At 50.2% G+C, this 14571-nt stretch carries 9 protein-coding genes; 7 read left to right on the top strand and 2 right to left on the bottom strand.

Annotated elements, in window-relative coordinates; translation table 11 throughout:
• Positions 1 to 41: 41 nt before the first annotated feature.
• Positions 42 to 476, top strand: coding sequence for a copper chaperone PCu(A)C (locus DTO96_RS02835; RefSeq protein WP_114562116.1), 435 nt, complete (start codon positions 42 to 44; stop codon positions 474 to 476).
• A 228-nt stretch (positions 477 to 704) separates the two neighbouring features.
• Positions 705 to 2129: a pyruvate kinase gene (gene pyk, locus DTO96_RS02830; protein ID WP_114562115.1), complete on the top strand. Its 1425-nt coding sequence runs from the start codon at positions 705 to 707 to the stop codon at positions 2127 to 2129.
• A gap of 219 nt (positions 2130 to 2348) precedes the next feature.
• Here pyk and DTO96_RS02825 read toward each other — a convergent pair whose 3' ends face one another.
• Positions 2349 to 2849: a hypothetical protein gene (locus DTO96_RS02825; protein ID WP_157964307.1), complete on the bottom strand. Its 501-nt coding sequence runs from the start codon at positions 2847 to 2849 to the stop codon at positions 2349 to 2351.
• 121 nt (positions 2850 to 2970) lie between these two features.
• Between DTO96_RS02825 and secA the strand changes: the two genes are divergently transcribed.
• The 3 genes from secA (at position 2971) to hpf (ending at position 9698) form a co-directional block, all read left to right on the top strand.
• On the top strand, positions 2971 to 5760 hold the full coding sequence (gene secA / locus DTO96_RS02820) for a preprotein translocase subunit SecA (RefSeq protein WP_114562113.1): 2790 nt from the start codon (positions 2971 to 2973) through the stop codon (positions 5758 to 5760).
• Positions 5761 to 6259: 499 nt separating this feature from the next.
• Positions 6260 to 9118 (top strand): adenosylcobalamin-dependent ribonucleoside-diphosphate reductase, encoded by a 2859-nt coding sequence (locus DTO96_RS02815; RefSeq protein ID WP_114562112.1) that lies wholly within the window; start codon positions 6260 to 6262, stop codon positions 9116 to 9118.
• Between the two features lie 265 nt (positions 9119 to 9383).
• Positions 9384 to 9698 carry a ribosome hibernation-promoting factor, HPF/YfiA family gene (hpf, locus tag DTO96_RS02810; protein WP_114562111.1) on the top strand — a complete coding sequence of 105 codons (315 nt, stop codon included), beginning with the start codon at positions 9384 to 9386 and terminating at the stop codon, positions 9696 to 9698.
• 240 nt (positions 9699 to 9938) lie between these two features.
• Here hpf and DTO96_RS02800 read toward each other — a convergent pair whose 3' ends face one another.
• The gene (locus tag DTO96_RS02800; protein WP_114562109.1) at positions 9939 to 11369 is read right to left on the bottom strand and encodes a phosphomannomutase/phosphoglucomutase; all 1431 of its coding nucleotides are present in this window, start codon (positions 11367 to 11369) and stop codon (positions 9939 to 9941) included.
• Positions 11370 to 11766: 397 nt separating this feature from the next.
• Between DTO96_RS02800 and pgi the strand changes: the two genes are divergently transcribed.
• Both pgi and DTO96_RS02790 read left to right on the top strand, forming a co-directional pair.
• Positions 11767 to 13317, top strand: coding sequence for a glucose-6-phosphate isomerase (gene pgi, locus DTO96_RS02795; protein WP_114562108.1), 1551 nt, complete (start codon positions 11767 to 11769; stop codon positions 13315 to 13317).
• A 74-nt stretch (positions 13318 to 13391) separates the two neighbouring features.
• Positions 13392 to 14507, top strand: coding sequence for an MraY family glycosyltransferase (locus DTO96_RS02790; protein WP_114562107.1), 1116 nt, complete (start codon positions 13392 to 13394; stop codon positions 14505 to 14507).
• Positions 14508 to 14571 lie beyond the last annotated feature (64 nt).

Below are 14571 nucleotides of genomic sequence, written 5' to 3'. Positions count from 1 at the left end.
AATACACAGCAATCCATTACGCCCCCTCCTAAAGGAATCAAATGAACATCAAACACATCATCGCCTTCGCTTTAACCGCCATGAGTTTGAACACTTATGCGAAAATCACCGTCACTGAACCGTGGGTGCGCGCCACCGTAACGGGTCAAACCATGGGTGGTGCATTCATGACCCTGCACAATGACAGCGCGCAAGAGGCGCGTGTGATTGCGGTCAGCACCAACGCGGCTCAAGAGGCACAGCTGCACACCATGATCGAAAAAAACGGTATGATGCAGATGTCAGCAACCACCGCAGTGACCATCCCTGCGGCGGGCAGCTTCACTTTCAAACCCGGCAGCACACACATCATGCTGATGGGATTGCAACACAGTTTACAAGCAGGCGACCGCATTCCATTGGTGTTGACCGTGGTGCAACACGGGCACACTAAAAAAATACAAGTCACCGCAGAGGTCCGTCCTTTGGGGCAATAAAGCCTCACCATACCGAGCCGCACCCATGACAACATGGATGCACTCGGTGGTTTTGATTCGCCCATCGAACATGTAATAAAACAACAAATAAAAAAATCATTTCGGTAACTTCAGTACAATTCTTCTTGATTTTCGAGAAAAAAGGGCGCATTCTTACACAAAACTAATCAGCCACTGAACTGACTTTCAGGCGATCACACATCGCACATCATAAAAAAAGAAGAGACTATGAGAGACACCAAAATTGTTGCCACACTTGGCCCCGCATCATCTGATGAAAACGTATTACGAGAAATGATTAAAGCGGGCGTTAATGTTGTGCGCATTAACTTTTCACATGGCACCGCCCAAGATCACATTGACCGCGTGGTCAGCGTACGTAAAATTGCCCTTGAAATGGGCGTCCACATTGGCGTCTTGGCTGATCTACAAGGTCCAAAAATCCGCATCGCCCAATTCGCCGAAGGCAAAGTCATTCTCGAGAATGGCGCTGAATTTGTATTTGATACCGATGCAGCCACCTTGGGTGATGTGAACCGTGTCGGTCTTGACTTTCCAGAGCTCATCAAAGATGTTGAGAAAAACGACGTGTTGTTGTTGGATGATGGCAAAATCCGCGTCAAAGTCATCTTAAAAACCTCAGACAGCTTGCGTTGCGTGGTTGAGCAAGGCGGTGTTTTATCAAACCGCAAAGGCATCAACAAATTGGGCGGCGGCCTGTCCGCAGCAGCTTTGACCAGCAAAGACTGTGCCGACCTCATCACGGCGGCGGCTTTCGAAGCCGATTACCTCGCCATTTCGTTTCCAAAAAATGCGGCGGACATGTACATGGCGCGTGAATTGATGCGCAATGCAGGTGGCAAAAACGCACAAATGATTGCCAAAATTGAACGTGCTGAAGCCATCCCCAACCTCGCAGAAATTTTAGATGCATCCGATGGCATCATGGTCGCGCGTGGCGATTTGGCGGTTGAAGTGGGCGACGCCAAAGTCCCCGCTTTACAAAAGAAAATGATCCGCATGGCGCGTGAGAAAAACAAACTCACCATCACGGCCACGCAAATGATGGAATCCATGATTTCCAGCCATGTGCCGACTCGAGCGGAGGTCTCAGACGTCGCGAATGCGGTATTGGATGGCACAGATGCGGTGATGTTGTCGGCAGAAACGGCATCTGGTTCGTTTCCAGTCGAAACAGTGCGAGTCATGGCACAGGTTTGTGAAGAAGCGGCATTGTTCGCGCCGATCACACTTGATCAAGAGATGATGAACATGACATTTGGTCGGATTGATCAATCAGTGGCCATGGCGGCGATTTTCACCGCCTATCATTTGAAGGCCAATGCCATCATCGTTTTGACTGAATCAGGTTCCACCCCTTTGTGGATGTCTCGCTTCAACAGCGGCGTGCCAATTTATGCATTCAGTCGCAATGTTCATACCTTGCGTCGCTTGAGCCTGTTCCGCGAAGTCAATGTCATGCCTTTACCCGATCAAGACATGACCCACGAAAAAGCCACCACATTGATTGAATCGACCTTAATCAAACAAGGTGTGCTCAAGCAAGGTGACACAGCCGTCATCACTTATGGTTCCAACATGGGCAAAGTCGGTGCATCCGACACCATGCGCATTCGCCGCATTGGTGGTTAACCGAGCAGCCTGTGGTCAATCCTGCGGGCGGCCAGCACAAGGGATGGGCACATCATTATTTTTACAAGAGTTGTATAAGCACGCAGTAGATTCACAAGCAACGCAACCACAAACAAAACGACAAGCCTTGGCTTGTCGTTTTGTTTGCATGCCGTCACATGCGCACCGCCCCCATCCACACCTCATGTGCAATGCCAAATAATCAATACGTCAACACGATCAGCTGGGTTTTCGATGCGCATGATTGCGCAACATCCGCACCATCGCCTCTTTAATCGGCGAATCGTCGGGTAAATGAGACACAGAACAAGCGAGGTGACTGGCACTGACCGCACTCAATATTCGGCTTTGTTTTGGCGTCTCCACTGGCTTGGGTGAGTTTAACCACACAGGGCGGTTGAAATGACTGACCTTGACCTCCATATGGTGTACAGTCCAGCCCGTCATGTTCAAACCATCGAGGATCAATGGTGCAATTTGTTTGATTTTGGTCGCCAATGCATTATGAGGCACTTTAAGCGTGAGCGTGTGCTCACTCAAGAATGCAGTCCACCCCGTTTTAAGCGTATCGGGCATCAAGGCTTTGATCGCGATCGATAAATGCGCATTTTTTTCGAGGCGAGGCAATGTTTGTGCCAGATGAGATGTTTGCAACCATGTGTCGTTGACGCGCCAAAGGCCGGGTGGGCGATATTTGGATTTTGAGTAGAGAGACATCATGAACCGCCAGTTTTGCGCCGATTCTGTAAACGGCATGGTAAAATAGAACGTTATTGTGCGTAACATTGAGCAAAAGAAATGTGCCATCGCACAACCCATATCATTTTAGGACAAAAGCACCATGGTCAGCGGAATATTAAAGAAAATTTTTGGCTCACGCAATGAGCGCTTGCTCAAAGGCTATCGCCGCAGCGTGAAGCGTGTCAATGCGATTGAAGAGTCGCTTGCTGCATTGTCTGACGATGAGTTGCGGGCGAAAACCGAAGCCTTCAAACAACGCTTCCAAGATGGCGAATCACTCGATGCCTTGCAATCAGAAGCTTTTGCAGTGGTGCGCGAAGGCGCTCGCCGTGCTTTGGGCATGCGCCATTTCGACGTTCAGCTGATTGGCGGCTTGGTCTTACACGAAGGTAAAATTGCAGAAATGCGTACGGGTGAAGGTAAAACGTTGATGGGCACATTGGCGGTGTATTTAAACGCGATCACGGGCAAAGGTGTGCACGTTGTGACCGTCAACGACTACCTCGCTCGTCGTGATGCACAATGGATGGGCAAGCTGTACAACTTTCTCGGCTTGTCGGTCGGCATCAACCTGTCCGGCATGGAACGTGAAGATAAAATCGCAGCGTACCAAGCCGACATCACCTATGGCACCAACAACGAATTTGGTTTCGACTATTTACGCGACAACTTGGTGTATCAATCGGAAGAGCGCGTTCAGCGCCCTTTACACTACGCCATTGTCGATGAGGTGGACTCGATTTTAATCGATGAAGCGCGCACGCCTTTGATCATTTCAGGCACAGCTGACGACAACACGGAGCTGTACACCAAGCTCAACACCGTGCCACCCATGTTGATGCGCCAAGCCACCGAGCCAAAAGCCGACGAGCCTGAACCGGAAGGCGATTACTATGTGGATGAGAAATCACGCCAAATCCACCTGTCCGAAGCGGGTCATGAAAAAGTTGAGCACATTTTAGAACAAATGGGTTTGATGCCGGCGAATGCAAGCCTGTACGACCCACAGCACATCACCTTGGTACACTATCTGTACGCTTCTTTGCGAGCGCATGCGCTGTTCACCCGCGACAAAGACTACGTGGTGCAAAACGATGAAGTGGTCATCGTGGATGAACACACGGGTCGCTTGATGGAAGGCCGTCGTTGGTCAGAAGGCCTGCACCAAGCGGTTGAAGCCAAAGAGGGCGTGCAAATTCAATCCGAATCGGTCACACTGGCCTCGATCACATTCCAAAATTTCTTCCGCATGTACGAAAAATTGGCGGGGATGACGGGCACAGCGGACACCGAAGCCTATGAATTTCAACAAATTTACGGCTTGGAAACCGTTGTCATCCCCACCCATCGTAAAATCCAACGTTTGGACAAGCAAGATTTAATTTTCCGTTCGGCTGAAGAAAAGCACGCAGCGGTCATCAACGACATCAAAGATTGCATCGAACGCGGCCAACCCGCCTTGGTGGGCACGGCCTCGATCGAACTGTCAGAACATTTATCCGCCTTGCTGAATCAACAAAGCATTCCACACAGTGTGTTGAATGCCAAACAGCACGAACGCGAGGCTTTAATTGTGTCACAAGCGGGTCGCCCCGGCGTGGTCACCATTGCCACCAATATGGCGGGTCGCGGGACGGACATCGTGTTGGGTGGCAACGTTGACATTCAATCTCAGTTCATCATGGCCGACACCTCCCTCAGCGATGAGGACAAACAAGCACGCATTAAACAGCTTAAAGATGAGCATCCCGCCTTGCATGAGCAAGTATTGGCTGCAGGTGGTTTGCACATCATTGGCACAGAACGCCACGAATCACGCCGCATTGACAACCAATTGCGGGGTCGCGCGGGTCGCCAGGGCGATCCAGGTTCATCGCGTTTTTACTTGTCAATGGACGATCAATTGTTGCGTATTTTTGCAGGCGAACGCCTGAAATCAATGATGGATCGCCTGAAAATCCCTCAAGGCGAGGCGATTGAATCGGGCATGGTTTCTCGTTCAATTGAATCAGCCCAACGTAAAGTCGAAGCACGCAACTTCGATGTGCGCAAACAATTACTCGAGTACGACGACGTCGCCAATGACCAACGTCGCGTGATGTACGCACAGCGCAACACATTGCTGGACGATGGTGAAATCATTGAAACCGTCGGCGCCATGCGTGATGACGTATTGGCCGAAGTCGTTTATCAGTACGTACCCAATGGCGTCACCGAAGAACAATGGTTGCTCCCCGAACTCGAAAAACATTTGCAAGACGAATGGTCGCTGAATGTGCCCGTAGGCGACTGGATGAAAGCCCACACAACAGCAACACCAGACGACTTAGTCAAGCATGTTCAAGAGATTGCCACCACCACCTATCAAGCAAAAATTGATGCTGTGGGTGCAGAAGGCTTCCACAACTTTGAACGTGTGCTGATGTTGCAATCCATGGATCAACAATGGCGTGAACACCTCGCCGCATTGGATCACTTGCGTCAAGGCATTCATTTGCGCAGCTACGCCCAGAAAAACCCAAAGCAAGAGTACAAGCGAGAATCATTTGACCTGTTCAGCCTCATGCTTGAACGCATCAAAGGCAATGTCACAGGCATGCTGATGAATGTTCAAGTACAGGCACAAGAACAACTGGAAGAAGCCGAACAACACATCCTGCACCAAGAGGAAGAAAAACAGGCACATTTGAATTTTCAACACAGCAGCGCGCATGCAGCAGAAGTGAACCATGCCCAAATGGAAGAACCGCTCGATGTCGAATTTGAACAAAAATTCCTTGCCACCGCATTTGGCGAAACGGAAAGTGATCACCCGCGCATTGGTCGCAATGACCCATGTCCATGCGGCAGCGGCAAAAAATACAAACAATGCCATGGGCGACTGGCCTAAAACCTCAAACCACTCAAACGCACTTCAATCCGCTCGGCATCGAGCGGATTTTTTTGTGCCGTGCAGCAAATAAAAAACCTCCCTCAGCAAACCCACAAAACCCACAAGCCATTGTTTATAAAGACATATTAAGATAGATGTTGTGCCGTAAATAACACGGACAAAGCCACGCAAAAAGTAAAAGTTAGGTATCATGTAAAAAGTGCTCGACACATAGAATGCAATCTCACATACAAGAACTCGAACCCATATAACAAAGTCACAAGCATTCAATCTGCTCATTGGCGTTTTGATTGATGTCTTTACACTTTATGAACATCCGGGCTCAAAATGAAGTTTAAGTGTAGGCCAAACTCGCAACACGAGCGAAGCAGCCAAAACCAAAGCCTCTCATGATTGTAACCAATGCAAAACAAGATTTTACTGTGTGATCACCCGCATTCGACTGCACCCAACACATTCCAATAAACACCACACATTAGCTTGCAGGAGTCCCAACGTGAAAAATGAAAACATCGCCGCCCTGACTGAACAAGACATCTGCCGTGAAGTCTTGCTCGAAAAATATGCCAAGGGCGATGAACGCAATGTAGACGATGTGCGCCGCCGCGTCGCCCGCGCACTGGCGCAATGCGAACAACCCGCAGATGTCGATCGATTTGCCGATGCATTTTTCAAAACACTGGACGGTGGCTTTATCCCTGGTGGGCGCATCAATTCAGCCGCAGGCACCGACTTGCGCGCCACACTCATCAACTGTTTTGTGCAGCCCGTGGGCGACTCGGTATCAGAAGTGGGAGACGATGGCAAACCAGGCATTTATTCTGCATTACTGCAAGCCGCTGAAACCATGCGTCGCGGGGGTGGTGTCGGTTACAATTTTTCAAAAATACGCCCCAAAGGCGCGGCGGTGAAAGGCACAAACAGCTTGGCATCAGGCCCTGTGTCCTACATGCGCGTGTTTGACCGCTCATGCGAAACGGTCGAGTCTGCGGGGGCGCGCCGCGGGGCGCAAATGGGTGTGCTCGATTGCGACCACCCCGATGTTGAAGACTTCATTCACGCCAAAGACGAGGGTGATTTACGCAATTTCAACATCTCTGTGGGCGTATCCGATGCATTCATGCAAGCGGTGGCAGATGACACCGAGTGGGAACTCGTGCATGAGAAAAAGCCCGACCCTGCCGCCTTTCAAGGGTTTTATCAACGCACCGATGGCAAATGGGTTTATCGCAAAGTACGCGCCAAGGATTTGTGGCAACAAATCATGGCCTCGACTTACGATCATGCCGAACCTGGCGTGTTGTTCATGAGCAAAATCAACCGCGACAACAACCTGTCCTACTGCGAAGACATCGAGTCCACCAACCCATGTGGCGAACAACCTTTGCCCGATTACGGTTGTTGCGATTTGGGCTCAATTAATTTATGTAAATTTGTTCGCGATGCATTTGGTGAGCAGCCCAGCTTTGACTTTGACGGCTTTGCTGCAAATGTGGCCTTGTCGATTCGCATGCTTGACAACGTTCTGGATCTGACCGTATGGCCTTTGAAAGAGCAGCAACGCGAAGCACAAAACAAGCGCCGCGTCGGTTTGGGCTTCACAGGTTTGGGCGATGCCCTGATCATGATGAAACTCAAATACAACAGCCCTGAGGGTCGCGGCATGGCCGCCAGCATTTCTGAAGCCATGCGTGATTCGGCATACAGCGCATCGGTCGACATCGCCATCGACAAAGGGTCATTCCCCCTGTTCGATGCCGACAAATACCTCGCCGAACCCCACTGCGCAAGCCGCTTGCCCGATGCCATCAAAATGCGCATCCGCGAACACGGCATCCGCAATTCACATTTGCTGTCAATTGCCCCCACAGGCACGATTTCACTGGCCTTTGCTGACAACGCCTCCAATGGCATTGAACCGCCATTCAGCTGGTTTTACACACGCAAAAAACGCATGCAAGACGGTTCAAAACAAGAATACCAAGTCGAAGACCATGCTTACCGCATGTACCGTTTGATGGGTGGCGACATCAACAACCTGCCCGATTATTTTGTGTCAGCACTCGAAATGAGCGCAGAGGATCACATGTTGATGTGCACGGCCGTCGGCCCTTTTGTCGACACTGCAATTTCAAAAACCGTGAATGTGCCCGTGGATTACCCATTTGCTGAGTTTGAAAACCTCTATATGGCGGCTTGGAAAGCGGGCCTTAAAGGCATCACCACCTATCGCCCCAACAGCGTGCTCGGTTCCGTGTTATCGGTTGAGCCCTCAAAAGAAACACCACAAGACCTATCGGGCACATTAACAGCGCTGGAAAACGAAGCCGATCGCCGCATCAGCTTGCAAACCGCCCCAACACCCGCTTTGGCCAGTTTGAAATACCCCCATCGTCCCAAATCATTGGGCGGCAACCCATCATGGACCTACATGGTGGAACACGCCGAAGGTGACTTCGCCGTGTTCGTCGGCCATTTGGACAATGAATCACAACCTTTCGAATGCTGGGTCAACGGCGCCCACCCACGCGGCTTGGGTGCGGTTGCGAAAACATTGTCCCTTGACATGCGCGGCCAAGACAAAGCATGGTTGACCATGAAGCTGGACTCACTGGCACGTACATTTGGTGATCACAGCTATTCGGTTGAATTGGGTGATGAAAATATTCATGCCTCCAGCGCCTCGGCGATTGTTGCCAAAGTATTGCGTCACCGCATTGCACAAATGCCTGCGACAGAAACCGACAACAACGAACCCACGCCAATGCTTGATGCCATGTTTGCCCGCAAAGAGCCAAAATCAGGTACAGATGGCACCATCAGTTGGTCAGTGGACATCAACAATCCGCAAACAGGCGATGATTTTGTGTTGTTTGTGAAAGAATTGACCTTACCCAACGGCACACGCCGCCCTTACTCCATGTGGATGGCAGGCACGTACCCACGTGAGCTTGACGGTTTATGTAAAATGCTCTCGCACGACATGCGCGTGATTGACCCCGCATGGATTGGCTTGAAACTGCGCAAACTCATCAACTATGCCGAACCGCAAGGTGACTTCTTTGCCCGAGTGCCAGGTCAAGAAAAATCTCAAAGCTGGCCATCCACCGTCGCTTACATGGCACGCTTGGTGATTCACCGCTATGCCATGCTCGGCATTTTGACAGAAGAAGGTTACCCAGTTGAGGACATGGGCGTGATGATGCCCGAACAAGGCGATTTGTTCAGTGAGCGCGTCGAAAAAGTCGCCCCCATGGCTGGCAAACCCTGCCCTGAATGCGGCAATCACGCCGTCATTAAAAAGGATGGCTGTGAGTTTTGCACCGCCTGTGGTCATGTCGGTGCATGCGGTTAAATACACCGTCCTCAAGTACATGTGTTAAATCAAAGGGATAGCAAATCGCCTCATTTTTGAGGCGATTTGCTATCCTTGATCTCACAAGCACAGCCCTTTATTTTTTACACTTAGCGCTTGCAAGATATTTCGAACAGGCGTACCTTAGAGGCGTGGGAAGAAAGATTCAGTTTTAACGACCCACCCAAAGTCAGAAGTTTTTGTTCAACGCAACTTGCGGTGATATTTAGAAAACTGCCGTAAGATTTGTTTTAGGAGGTTCACCATGAACGTTCAACTCAGCGGTCATCACGTCGAAGTTACCCCGGCCATTCGCGATTATTTGACAGAAAAACTTTCACGCGTTCGTCGACACTTCGATCAAGTCATCGACATTCATGCTACTTTTTCAGTGGAACGCAGCTTTCAAAAAGCAGCATTGCGCTTACATGTAAAAGGCCATGATTTTCAAGCTGAAGATGTTGAAAACGACTTATATGCCGCCATCGACTTGGTCGTCGACAAGTTGGACAAACAAGTGCTGAAGTACAAGAATAAAAACCAAGAGCATCATTCTGACCTGAAACGCCAAACTGCTTAAGGCTTGTATTTTGGAAATGCCGTGGAAACATTCCACGGCATTTTTAATGAACGTACAGCCACTTCGCTCATCAGTCGATCAGAGATCATGACCAAGCGTGCGTGTTTTGAGTTGTTGAGATTCTGCGCAAGGCATGTCAAAACTTCAGATTTAAACGCCCTAAACATTGGGTGGCTCATCGAAATGGCGGCCAGTGCTTAAATGATGCAACTTGAGGTGCCGAGCAGCCACCCAACGAACTCAAAATGGAACGTGCAAAGTAGGTGCAATCAATCGCAGCACATCTCGGAAAGCCGATTGAATGCGTTTCAACGCAACCTCATCATTTGCCTCAAAGCGCAACACCACAACAGCGGTTGTGTTTGACGCCCGAATCAGACCAAAGCCATCAACAAAATCATAGCGCAAGCCATCAACGGCATTCAACTGGGCGTCAAATGCAGCATGCGCTTTAAAAGCCTGCACCAATGACACGCCCTCACCTTCTTTGATGTGCAGGTTGATTTCGGGTGTGGAAAGGCCTTGTGGCAAGCCATTCAATCGCTCACTCACACGTCCATTCGCATGTCCACTCAAGGTTTCATCGGGATTTATCGACGCACATCGGGATAAAATTTCAAGCAAACGTGCGCCCGCATACAAGCCATCATCAAATCCCGCCCAGCGGTCATTGAAGTAAAAATGCCCGCTCATCTCGCCCGCAAAAACCGCATCACGGCCAAGTTCACGCAGTTTGGCTTTCATCAACGAATGCCCTGTTTTCCACATCACAGGTCGACCGCCACTCGCAACAATCCACGGCGACAAATGTGCGCTGCATTTGGCATCAAAAATCACCTGCGCGTCTTGGTGATTTTTCAATATGTCTTGCGCAAACAACATGATCAAACGATCGGCATAAATGATCTGTCCATCTTTGGTCACCACCCCCAAACGATCCGCATCACCATCAAACGCCAAGCCCACTTCTGCATCACCGTCATGCAAAATTTTTTGCAAATCAATTAAGTTGTGCGGATCGGCTGGATCGGGATGGTGATTGGGAAACGTACCATCCACCTCACAAAACAAAGGCGTGACATCACACCCCAAACGGGTAAACACCTCCATCGCCGCCACACCCCCCACACCATTGCCGCAATCAATGGCAATTTTCATGGGGCGCGCCAATTGAACGTCCTTTTGAATGGCATCCACATAGGCTGGCAACACATTCGCTTGCATGACCCGCCCTTTATGTGAAGCCGTGTACATGCTGTCGGCAACGATGCGGTCATATAAACCCACAATGCGCTCACCGTGCAACGTTTCACCCGCAAGCATCATTTTTAAACCATTGTGCTGCGGTGGATTGTGACTGCCTGTGACCGCAACACCCGATCCAGTCCCCAGATAACGCGTAGCGAAATACACCACGGGTGTGGGCACCATGCCCACATCAATCACATCAACGCCCGCTTGAATGATGCCCTGTGCCAAAGCATTTAACAACCGCTCACCCGACACGCGCCCATCGCGCCCAACCACCACAGCACCCAGGCCACGTTCACAGGCCTCCGCACCCAGCGCATGACCAATGCGATAGACCGCTGACTCCGTCAAGGCATCATCGACCACACCACGCACATCGTAGGCTTTAAAAATACTTCTTACAATCGTCCCCTCATTCATCGCACCTCCCATTGTGCACCACGTTTATCTCAGTTTGAATGACCGCATTTTATAGTGATTCTGAAAAGTGAAGCCCTGCTTTTTGTACATTCAGGTTTAAAGTCTCACAATCGCAACCCGCAATAAATTCACAGGACATTGGAAACACAAACACAGCCCAATCATGAACTTGCTTTAATTGAGCGACCACGGCTCATTGATTCAGCCATGCTTTTTCATCATGTGATTTTGTTATTTTGCTACAATGGTGCAAATGAGCGAACCATTGAAGTTCGCCATTTTCACATCATTATAAAAGCACCAGAGACATCATTCGCCACCCCAATGCTTTGGGTTGTGCGCACGCTGACCGTGGTTTCTATAATGACAAGTCAAACCACAACTGAGGGCATCCATCATGAGTACACAACCAGTACAACAACCCGCTTGGGCTGCGCTGACAGCACACCGCACCAGTCACGCAACAACTTCTTTACCTGCGCTTTTGGCCGCAGACAGCACCCGCCCTGAACGTTATACGGCACAGGCTGCTGGCATTGCACTCGACTACTCTCGTCAACTGATCGACGACGACATTCTCTCCTCTTTTGAACAACTGCTCGAACAGCAAGATATGAAAGGCTGGCAAGCAAAAATGTTTGGCGGCGAAGCCATCAACACCTCCGAGAACCGCGCGGTGTTGCATGTCGCCTTACGGGGTTCATACAACGGCCCTGATGCCAACATCCCCCTTGAAGTCAGCGAAAATCAAAGCAAGTATTTCACCTTTGCCGAAGCGGTGCGCAGCGGTGAAATCAAAAGCCACAGCGGCGAAGCTTTCACCGATGTCGTGAATCTGGGTATCGGCGGTTCCGACCTTGGCCCCCGATTGATTTGCCACGCGCTCGCGGACAAAGCCGCCACACCCCGTGTGCATTTTGTTGCCAACTTGGATCCAACGGAAATGCAACGCGTGTTGATGGGCTTAAACCCAGGCACCACGATGTTCATTCTGTCATCAAAAAGCTACTCGACAATGGAAACACAAGCCAATGCCGAAGCCGCCAACGCATGGCTCAGCGCCCATTTCAACGCAGATGCCGCCGCCACAGCCTCGATTAAAGCCGCACACTTCTGTGCCGTGTCAAACAACGTCAAAGCCGTCAGTGGCTGGGGCATTTCATTGGATCGTTGCTTCAGCTTACCCGAATGGGTGGGTGGCCGCTTCTCATTGTGGTCGGCAGTCGGTTTGTCGATTGTGATTGCGATTGGCGAAAAAGGCTTTCGCGAACTGCTCGCTGGCGCACACGAGATGGATCAACATTTCCTCAATGCCCCTGTACGCGAAAATTTACCTGCATTGCTCGCCATCCTTGGCATCTGGAACACCGATTTTCTCGGCGCACAAACCCACGGGGTCATCAGCTATTCCGAACGCTTGCGTTACCTGCCTGACTATTTACAACAGCTCGAAATGGAATCCAATGGCAAATGCGTGGACAGGGATGGCAACGCCGTCACTTACGCCACATCACCCGCCTTATTTGGCGGTTTGGGCACAACAACGCAGCACAGTTTTTTCCAAATGCTGCACCAGGGCACCCACCTCGTACCACTTGACATCATCAGCATTTCAGCCGAAGACAACATCAAATCATACGATGGCGACACCCGTGCAGAGGATTTACTCCTGTTTGCCAAGGCCCAATCGGATGCACTCGCCTACGGTATCGAAGCGCTGCCTGCCAGCCTGCGTGATGCATGGCAAGCAAAACCAAGCTACAGCCATTTCCCCGCCAGCCGTCCAAACACCCGCATTCACCTTGAACACCTCACCCCAAGCACATTGGGTGCACTGATTGCCATGTACGAACACAAAACCTTTTTACAAGGCGTGGTGTGGTATATCAATAGCTTTGACCAGTGGGGGGTTGAGCTGGGTAAAGTCATGTTTGGTGCCATGAAATAAACACTCCAGCAGCTCAACCAGCGGGTGCATCAGCAGATCACCCGCATTTATTTTTTTAGGGTACATGTCATAACATGAGTTATTTTTTTATTGCACTGGCTTGCTCGTTTTTCACCACCTTATGGCTGGTGCATTACCATCACGTGCACGCCCACATCTCTCATGACCACGAGTTGGACGGCCCTCAAAAATTCCATGAAACCCCCGTCCCTCGCATCGGCGGCATTGGCATTGCTGTCGGCTTACTGGGATTTTTAGGTCTCGCCTTTTTTAAAGAACACCACAGGATGGATGATATATTGTCCCTCTTACTTGCCAGCAGCTTGGCCTTTGGTGCGGGCATCGCCGAAGATTTAACCAAACGTGTGTCCCCCTTGATCCGATTAATTTTTACAGCACTGGCTGCCATCGCATCAGGCCTCTTACTCGCAGGCGCCACCATCAACCGCCTTGACATCACTGGTCTGGATTACCTGATCAGCTTCACCGTCATCAGTTTTTTATTCACTGCATTTTCCGTCGCAGGCATAGCCAATTCCATCAACATCATTGACGGCTTTAATGGCCTGTCTTCTGTGGTGGTGTGCACCATGTTGGCCTCTTTGGTGTATGTCTCATTCATGGTCAATGACACATTTGTCCTGTCTTTTTCATTGGCACTGCTGGGCGCCATCATTGGCTTTTTTGTCTGGAATTACCCATCCGGGCATATTTTCCTAGGTGATGGCGGTGCATACCTCATTGGTTTTTTGGTTGCTGACCTTGCCGTGGTCTTGGTTGGGCGGCATTTATCGGTGTCACCGTGGTACCCCGTTTTGCTCTTCATGTACCCATTGATTGAGACCTTGTTCTCGATCTACCGTCGGCGCCTCAAACGAAAACCCGCCAGCGTCCCCGACGGGGTGCACCTGCACAGTCTCATTTACCGCCGCATGATCCGTTGGGTGCTGGGTTATCAGCATATTTCCGTAGAACGGCGCAATGCCATGACCAGCCCCTATTTGTGGCTGCTGTCTTCGATGGCGGTGATCCCCGCCACCTTGTTTTTTAAGACCACATGGATCCTCATGTTCTTTTGTGTGTTGTTCATCATCAGCTACATCTGGATTTATCGGCGTTTGGTTCGATTCAAAGCCCCATCTTGGCTGGATTGGCTTCACATTGGTCGTCACAAAACGCCAAAGCTTTAATCATTACTTCCATTATTTTTTAATAAATTTAAAAAAGCACTTGCCAAACATGAATCCATTTGGC

The organism is Ephemeroptericola cinctiostellae (assembly GCF_003339525.1).
Taxonomy (GTDB): Bacteria; Pseudomonadota; Gammaproteobacteria; order Burkholderiales; family Burkholderiaceae; genus Hydromonas; species Hydromonas cinctiostellae.
The sequence above is the reverse complement of the archived record's forward strand: the minus strand, read 5'-3'. Positions and strand labels throughout refer to the sequence as shown.